This is a genomic window from candidate division KSB1 bacterium (assembly GCA_034505495.1).
Lineage (GTDB): Bacteria > Zhuqueibacterota > Zhuqueibacteria > Residuimicrobiales > Krinioviventaceae > Fontimicrobium_A.
In genome coordinates, this window is record JAPDQV010000013.1 from 74,063 (window position 1) to 82,549 (window position 8,487).

Below are 8,487 nucleotides of genomic sequence, written 5' to 3' on the forward strand. Positions count from 1 at the left end.
GCTAAACAGTTCATATGCTTCCCCCAACTACTCCTTTGACCAGCTTGAAAAGATTTATCTGTTTCGGTGACAAAAAACTGATTGCAAGGATAATGCCGAGCAAAAAAAGCGCGGCAGCGAGCCAAAGGGAAAACTGAAAAAAAGTAAGGCAAATGAGCATAATCGAGGCGATAACTGTTGTTCTGATAAATCTTTGACTGTTTTTCGCCTGCATAAGCACAATTTTATCCGCAAGGCAGAGAAAAACAAACAACTCTATCAGCAGCCGAAATGTCCAAACGACCGCAGCGCCGGTGATGCCGAAAAGTTTTACTCCGAAATAAAGCAGAACCAAATAAAAAGGGACTTCAATTACATGTATTTTGGCCGTGATGTCCGGGCGACCGCCTGCCTGCAAAAGAATATAGGCAATCTGCCCCGGTGCATTAAGGAAAATGCCTATGGCCAGCCATTGCGCGACGCCCGTGCTCTTGACGGCAAATTCAGGCGAGAGCCACAGCGCCAATCCCCAGCGCGCCAAGAGCACGACTCCAAGGGCAATCGGAAAAAAGAACAACAACAAGAGCTTCAAAGCGCGCTCGTAGAGCAAAGCGGTTTTTGCGCGGTCGGCGCCGAGGCTGATTGAAAACGCCGGAAATAAGACTTGCACCACCGCAGAAGTGACGACCAGCAGCTTGCTGATAATTTCATACGGGGTAACATAAAAGGTGACCGCGGCGACCGACAGCCAAGCCCCCATGAGAAAGCGGTCAAAATAGACCATTACGGGGCCGATAAGGTTGCTGATCGACATCCAGCCGCCGAGGCGAAACATGGGCTTGGCGAGACGAAAATCGAGCTGGGCACGATTGCGGATGTCTGGAAACTGAAGGGCGCAGGCGAGGGCGTTAACCGCCATCACCAGAGCCCGAACGCCGGCTAGGATGCCTACGTAATGCCAAAGAGTTTTTGTAAACGGCAGCAGTACCAGCGGCGCCAGATATGTCAGAACCCCATTTGCCGATCGGATCAGGTTGAGCACAATAAATTTTTGATGCGCCTCCTGCACCGCGCGCAGTCCGACAGTCAGTATAATAAAAATGACCGAAACGGACAGCACCCGAAACGCCTGCAGCGCTTCCGGCTGCAACTCGGCGGAAATTTTCAGGATTTTGTGAACCAGAAGCGGCGACGCAAAATAGAGCACAACGCTCATGATCCCGCCGAGAAGCGCAAGGAAAAAAAGACCGGTCCAGGCAATCGCCGGAACTTCGTCGTTTCGGCCCTGCCCCAACCTTTCGCCGATCATGTTGATGACCACCCGACCAAGGCCGAAATCGAACACGCTGAAATAGCCCAAAATGACCCACGAAAGGGCTAATATGCCGAACCGTTCCGCTCCTAATCCTTGGACCAAGAGCGGCAAGGCAACGAGGGCTACGATCAGCGGCAGCGTCATGCCGAAAAGATTGTAGCCGACGTTGCGTGCCAGCAGAGCGGGATTCAAAAGCGGGGCTTTGGGGGCTGAAGCGGTCATTTGATTCCCGTTTTGGGTTTTGCGACAATTCCGATGGTTGGATTCAGATACGGAGGCAGCCAACCGAAAGGAATACCCTCCATTTCGATCACATCAAAAAAGAGACCGATTGTCTGCAGACACTGGCGGTAATCAAAGCCTTTGTGGGTGGTTTCGATTCGCGGCACGCTTTTCATTCGCCCCAAGGTTGCTGCTGCGAGCTCTTTGAATCGATAAGGCGTCGTGACGGCACCGATGATTGACTTGTAGGCATATTTGAAAGGCAGAATCACTCCCCGCTCAACCGGAATCGTGATAAAACAATAGTCGCCGGTCATGCACCGGAGAAATTCGAGATAGGCCTTGATGTCCCGAACGGGAAGGTGCTCGAGGGTTTCCATGCAGACGGCGACATCGAACGGCTCGGCATCGGCAAGATGCTCCGGCGAGTTGCAGAACCTCAAGTCGACATTTCGGCGGTTCGCCCATTTGGCGCGCCCCATCTGCAAACCGCCCTCCCAATCGGCGTCGTAGCCGAGATAATATTCCGGCTCCTTCGGCAAAAAATTCAGGGTTTTGGCGTCAAAGCATCCCAGTTCAAGAACGCGGCGACAGGGACAGCCGAGCTTGATCAATTTTTTTTTAAGCCAATAATAACGGGCAAAATGATAGCGGCTGCGTATTCCGTTCGAGAATAAGCGTTCGTTGTAATTTTTCTGCAAAGCGTTCATCAGTTAAAAGTTGAACTGGAATGAGAGTTCGAGTTCACGACGCGACTGCTGCAGATTCTCTTTCGAGTCGTTTTGGATTCGCCGCTGTTCCCACCCCAAGCCGACCTTAAAATAAAGATTGCGGAGAGCCTCATAACGGACATTCATTTTCCACGACCATATGGTATTTAGCAGTCCATCTAAAAAGACGGCGTCGAGAGAATCGGTCTGGATTTGATGCGGGCGATCGACATCGCCGCCGACATTGCGGTCCGGCGGGTTGGCGCCATGTCGCCTGTATTGGGTGGTGCAGATAAACTGCAGTCGCCGCGATGTTCGAAAAGTCATGGAACCGGTTAGGAGATCCGAATTAGGGCCGATCCAATGTCCCAGCACGGTAGAAAAGTGCTGATATACGCTCTCCGGGCTTTTGTGGCTGTAGGTATAGGGTCTGATTCGAGAGTATTCCAGAAACAAGTCCAACTGCGGCACGCGCAGCCAGTCGGTGTAATGACAGCCGATCGTATAACCGTACTTGTTGCCGTAATAGGGAGTGCCCAATTTTCCGGTCATCAGATCATCGATAAAGAGTTCGCCGTAAAGCTTGACATTACGAATTAATTTAAGCTTTGCATCGACGCCCATGGCGGCGTTACCATTGTCGCCGTAATAATGCTCCGCGGAGCGAAAAAACATGACCGGATTTGCATATCCGGCCTCGAAATTTTTCGGAGAAAAGACCACGGTTTCCTGAAGACCGAAAGTAATTCGGCGAAACGGCGCAAACTCTAAACGATGCGCGGTCATCATGCGGCGGGAGTCGGCGCCAAAGTAATAATCCGGCGAGTAGGCGCGCAGCCAGGAAATCATTGAAGTAAACTTTAAACGAGGCAGCGTGATCTGAAACTTGAGCTGATCATAGCTCGTGGCATAATCCGACAGCATCAATTGGCCAAAGCGACCGGGCCCCCACAAGTTGACGCCCTTGCCGAACATCAACAAGGCCCATCGTTTTTGCAGGGTCACATAGGCGATCGTCTCGTCGTGATAGATTTGCCGTGTGTTGCCCTGCACAAAACCCAGCCGCGGCGCGGTGGCGTTGCCGCCGGGGTAAAGGCGCGTTCCCCACTCGCGCGTGTCGCGCACATCCGCATAGTAACCGACCAATTTCCCGAGCGTGCCCCAGAGCAGAAAGCCGTTGGTATCTATATTGACCCGCTCATTTTTTTTTACGGTATCGTCATCGGCGGTCATGCGGCTGCGTAAAAAAATCGGATCCCAACGCGCTCTCAACGGGCCGTGATCTATCTCGAAAAAGTGCCGTCCCTGAGGATAAATAAAATCCGGCAGCCAAGGGTCAATCCATCGGTTTTTCGTCAGACTATGAATACGGCTGGGATAATTGACGTCGGCTTTTTCCGCCAGCTCTTCTTGAAATTCGAAGCGGAGGAAATCGAGTTGTTCGCGCTCAACCCGATCGAGCGCCGGGTTCTGCTCGATGATCACCTTTAAGTGTTCGGCAATTTCAATGCGGGTCATCGGGCGGGTGCCGTTCAACACCACCGGCAGGACCTGTTTGCTTTCCAAACGATCCAGGAAATCATAGACCCAATAGTCGGCGGGAACATAGACCGTCTGGCTCTGCGAAACAGAAACCAGCCCGTAGTAGAGCAAGAGTGTGGCAAGACGTCTGCGGATAGTACATCCTCCGTCGCCGAATGGCTCAATCCCAGCCCTGATTTTCCAGCAGTTGATCCGGCGGTACGTCGCGGAGAACGCGCGCGGGACTGCCCAAGACGATTTTTCGCGCGGGCACGTCTTTGGTCACCACGGAACCGGCCGCCACTACGCCGTCTTCACCGATCACTTTGCCTGGTAAAATCACGGCACCGCCTCCGATTCTGCCGCCGCGTTTTACCGTTACGCCTTTGAAATGCTTAAAGCGTTCCTGCGTCCGGCCGAGAAAGTTGTCGTTTGTGGTGTGCACCCCGGGGGCAATGAAGCAGTAATCGTCGACCTCCGAGTAGGCAGTGATGTAGCAGTTGGTTTCCAGCTTGCATTTTTTGCCGATGGTAGTAAAATTTTCCACCGTTGCATTGCGGCCGACGATGGTATATTCGCCGATGCTGACGTTCTCCCGTACCGCGGCGCCGTCGGCAATGAGTACGTGATTGCCGATCGAGCAACCGGCATAGATGACCACCAAGGCGCCGATCATGGAATCGTCACCGATCACTGCTCCGGGCAGGGGACTTTCGTCTTTGAAAATGCTTCGCTTTGAGCGCATCGGCTGCTTGCCGATCACGCTGCCGGCGTCGATGCGCACACGCGCGCCGATGACGGTGCCCGAATGGATCACCACATGATGCCCGATGACGCAGCCGGGGCCTAAGGTCACGTTCTCTTCGATGACCACGAACCTGCCGATTTTACAATCGGCGCCGATCTGCGCCGATTCGGCAATATATGTCTCCATTAAACCTCCTATCCCGTTGATCATGATTTCGAAAAAGAATTCCACCCCTTTTTCAGCTCGGCAACCAACAGATCGAGACGACGCCGCGATTCGGGGTGACTGCGCAGTTTGACGAAATAGTCCAGCAAAATTACGTATATCAGGCTGAGAACAGCACTCAGAACAGCGGCCACGATGACCATCAGTTTGCGGTTGGGAAAGCTGCGGAAAACCGGCGGCGCAGCCGGATCCAGCACCTGGACTGTAGGGGTATTGCGGGCTTCTTCGATTTTGGCCTGATAATACTGCTGGGTGAGCAGCTGCCACACCGTTTCCTGCACCTTTACCTCGCGCAGCTGTTCAGCCAGCTGCAGCGCCAATGGCGGTATATCACGAAAAGGCAAATATCCGTCGATACTCGGTCGGTCCTTCCCGATTTCCATCTCTCGGGCGCGTCGGCGCATTTCTTCGAGTTCGCTGCGCGCGCGAACCACCAGAGGGTTATCGGAAGTCATGGACTGCAACATTACGCCGATTTCGATCTCTTTTGCCAAAATTTTGCCGCTCAGATCCGCCGCCTGCTCCACATAAGCCTGAACCTGATGTTCCAACGAGACCGCTTTGTTTTGCTGCTGAAAGAGAGCGAGTCGTTCCGAGGCCGCGCGCAGGCGACGCTCGGTTTCGGCCAGCTGCGACTCGATGTATAGCCGCGAGTTTTTAGCTCGTGAGACGCTCTTTTCCAGGTTGAGGCGGTCAAGCTCTTCGATATAGGCGTTGGCGACGTCCGCCGCCAAATTGGGGTTGCGCAATTCAACCGCCACCGAAACAATGTCGTTGGGCAGAACCATGAACTGCGTTTTTTTGATCATGCGGTAATAGCCGATTTCCGGCGATTTGAAACGGAGGATGCGATAGAGCGGTAAAGAATCGTTTCCCACCGCGAATCGTCGATTAAGAATCCGCTCGTTCAGAGTGCGGCTTTTGAGGATTTCGACAAACAACTGAGCATTCGACTGCGGCTTCGGCATCTGCATTCCCGGAAGTGTGATCTGCGCCAGCATAGCGCCCACGGCGGAGGTCTCTTTTTCCTGCGGCGGCATGAGGGTGGCGACGGCCCGCCAGCGGGACGGGAGAATGAACGCAATGACGGCGGCGACGGCAGCGGCCGCCAACATATTACGCAACACCAGTCTCCAGGAGCGCGCCATCAACAGCAGCGCCGGATAAAGACTGAACTCGCGAGTCGTTTCTTTTTCATCCATCGTCATTTGCTCTTTGCAGTTTGGATGACCAAATAAACCGCCGCCAATTGGCCCATGACCATGACCAAATCACGAAAAGCCTGCCAATAATTGACCTCTTTTTTACGCGGGACCCAAATGCGGTCTCCCGCCTCGAGCGTGTTGATGCTGTTCAAGGATTTGATTTCACCGTTGACTTTGATGACTTTGGCGCGGCGGCTGTCGGCGTCCCAAGTAAAACCGCCCGCCTTTTGAATATAATAACGTACCGGCGCTCCCGACTGATAGGGAACACCGCCGGCGTTGGAGACGCGACCGGAGACATAGACGACATCCGGCCGTTTCGGAACATGGATCACATCGCCGTGTTTGAGCCGCACGTCCTCGGTCAGCTCTTTTTTAATGAACAGCTTGTAATAATCGACCACGACCTCATTGACTTCACCGGTGTTCTGCTTCATAACAAAGTATTCGTATTCGGAATCGCTCATGTCGGTGCGCGACATATTGCGCAGGCGCAGATACTCCTTGTCCTCGACCATTACTTTGCGCTCGCGCACCAATCGCATCTCTCGAATCAGCGCATCATCGGTAAAGCCGCCGGCTGCTTGAATGACTTGAAAAAGGGTCGTCGAATCCTCGACGATTGGATAAAAGCCGGGAAATTTGACTTCGCCGACAACCTGAACCATTTGTCCCGTATGCCAGCCGGGCAAGCGACGCACGAAGAGATGGTCATTGGGCGCCAAAGGCAGATCGGCCGCTTCGTCTCCTGCCAGAGCAGCTTCGAGATTGACCTTTTGTTTCAGAAGTGCTTGATCAGGGCTGATGCGGGCAAGGTCCGCCTCGAGCAAAAAAGCGCTGCGGTTCAATCCGCCCGCCAGACGCAGCAGATCGCTGATGCGCATGCCTTTTTCGAATGGGAAAGCACCCGGCTCGGCAACCTCACCGTGAATTCGCACCGAATCACGGGGTGTCTGCGCCAAGATCGAAAAGACGGTGATGCGGTCCTGATCCAAAATCAACGGATCGGATGGTCCGCCGAGGCATTCATCCGTTAAACAACAGGAAAAAGCGTTTCTTCGACCGTCCGTCGAAAGCCTGCTGACCAAAATGTTGCGGCGATCGGCATAAGCGGTAAAGCCGCCCGCCAGCGCGATGAGATCGCTGAGACGTTCACTTTTTTGCGGATTCAGCTCATAAACAGCAGGGCGCTGCACCTCCCCTTCGATTTGTACGGTTGAAGAAACGACCGGAACAAAGATGCGGTCGCCGTTGCGTAAAAAGATTTCGGGAACCGATGCCGGTCGGAGGATCAAATCGTAGAGGTCGATGCGGGCAAAGAGGGTATCGGCGCGATATATCTGGACATCCCTCAGCGCGGCAAGGTCGGTTGGACCGCCTGCCTGAGCGATGAAATCCGAGGCAAAGCTGAACGCTCCGGCGGTCTGCAGTCCAGGTCTGGACACCTCTCCCGAAACCCAAACGCTGATTTTTTTCGGCGCAGCCAGCATGATTTCCAGCGAATATCCCGAATAGATTTTCCGGAGTCGTTCGTCGAGTTTTTCCCGTAATTCAGCGATCGTCAGATCGGTTACCGGCAAAATGCCGACGGTCGGCAAAAAGAGCTGGCCGTCGCTGCCGACCTGAAGCCGTTGCTGCTGCTGAACCTTCCCGCCCATAAAGATCACCAGCTCGTCCCCCGGACCAAGAGGGTAATTCTGCAAAGCAGCGCGATTCTGAAAAGGGGCGGAACTGACGTCAGCGACTGAAAAAAGCTGAAAACCAAAGCGCCGAGCTTTAAAGTCAATTGCTGCATCTTCGGACGACGTCGCTTCTGCAGAGGCAAGAGCCCGCTGCAGAAGCGCGTTCGGCCGACCTTCTTCGCTGTGTAACCGAGTCAACAACAGCAGCGCCGTCATGAAACAAAACAGCCGCCCTTTTCTCTTCATTGCACCTCGGTTTTTATGGTTAATTTCCGTCGATTCAATGATCTTGCGCCCCTGCAGCGCAGAGCTTTCAATTGATCGACACTATTTTTATACCAATAACAACTTGATTGCAAGTTTAATGCCTGACGCGATCAACGTAACAGTACAAGGGAACGCGAGATCCGCATCTCCTTTGCCGACAAGATGCAGATATAAACGCCGGACGGAGCGTTCAGGCCGTCATCCATTCGCCCGTCCCATTGAGTTTGAAACTCGCCGGCACCAAACTCGCCGTCCTCCAACACCCGCACGCGTCGGCCTTTGACATCATAAAGCGTCAATTTGATCGCCATGGCATCCGGCACGGAAAAAAAGATGGTGGTTGTCTGGTTGAACGGGTTCGGGTAAATGTTGAGCAGCTGAAAATAATAGACGGTTTGCGACTGGTTCAAAGTGGAAACTTCATTCGAAAAAAGACTTTCATTGCCCCAAAAGTCGACTGCCGTTACGGCGATATAATAGGTTACTTCATCGTCCAAGCCTTCGAGGGTAAAAATGGTATCAGTGCCGACGTCCATGAACGAGAGATACATTCCCGGCCGCAGTCCCCAATAGAGTCGGTAGGTACGGATTTCATCGACAACCGGATCCCAAG

7 protein-coding genes are annotated in these 8,487 nt (G+C 53.4%); all 7 read right to left on the minus strand.

Annotated features, from left to right (window positions below; all coding sequences use genetic code 11):
• Positions 1-10: 10 nt before the first annotated feature.
• Complete coding sequence (locus ONB24_07645) at positions 11-1,516, minus strand: flippase (GenBank protein ID MDZ7315979.1); 1,506 nt, start codon at positions 1,514-1,516, stop codon at positions 11-13.
• Positions 1,513-2,217, minus strand: a complete 705-nt coding sequence (locus ONB24_07650) for a class I SAM-dependent methyltransferase (GenBank protein ID MDZ7315980.1) — start codon at positions 2,215-2,217, stop codon at positions 1,513-1,515. The genes ONB24_07645 and ONB24_07650 overlap by 4 nt, the downstream gene beginning before the upstream one ends.
• 12 nt (positions 2,218-2,229) lie before the next feature.
• Complete coding sequence (locus ONB24_07655) at positions 2,230-3,879, minus strand: capsule assembly Wzi family protein (protein ID MDZ7315981.1); 1,650 nt, start codon at positions 3,877-3,879, stop codon at positions 2,230-2,232.
• A 49-nt stretch (positions 3,880-3,928) separates the two neighbouring features.
• Positions 3,929-4,681: a DapH/DapD/GlmU-related protein gene (locus ONB24_07660; protein MDZ7315982.1), complete on the minus strand. Its 753-nt coding sequence runs from the start codon at positions 4,679-4,681 to the stop codon at positions 3,929-3,931.
• A 20-nt stretch (positions 4,682-4,701) separates the two neighbouring features.
• Positions 4,702-5,922, minus strand: coding sequence for a Wzz/FepE/Etk N-terminal domain-containing protein (locus ONB24_07665; protein MDZ7315983.1), 1,221 nt, complete (start codon positions 5,920-5,922; stop codon positions 4,702-4,704).
• A gap of 2 nt (positions 5,923-5,924) precedes the next feature.
• Positions 5,925-7,853: an SLBB domain-containing protein gene (locus ONB24_07670; protein MDZ7315984.1), complete on the minus strand. Its 1,929-nt coding sequence runs from the start codon at positions 7,851-7,853 to the stop codon at positions 5,925-5,927.
• Positions 7,854-7,984: 131 nt separating this feature from the next.
• On the minus strand, positions 7,985-8,487 hold a 503-nt coding region (locus ONB24_07675), incomplete at its 5' end, for a T9SS type A sorting domain-containing protein (GenBank protein ID MDZ7315985.1).

Coding starts and splice junctions, on each gene's coding strand:
- ONB24_07645 (MDZ7315979.1), bottom strand. CDS start 1,516: ATGACCGCTTCAGCCCCCAAAGCCCCGCTTTTGAATCCCGCTCTGCTG.
- ONB24_07660 (MDZ7315982.1), bottom strand. CDS start 4,681: ATGGAGACATATATTGCCGAATCGGCGCAGATCGGCGCCGATTGTAAA.
- ONB24_07665 (MDZ7315983.1), bottom strand. CDS start 5,922: ATGGATGAAAAAGAAACGACTCGCGAGTTCAGTCTTTATCCGGCGCTG.
- ONB24_07670 (MDZ7315984.1), bottom strand. CDS start 7,853: ATGAAGAGAAAAGGGCGGCTGTTTTGTTTCATGACGGCGCTGCTGTTG.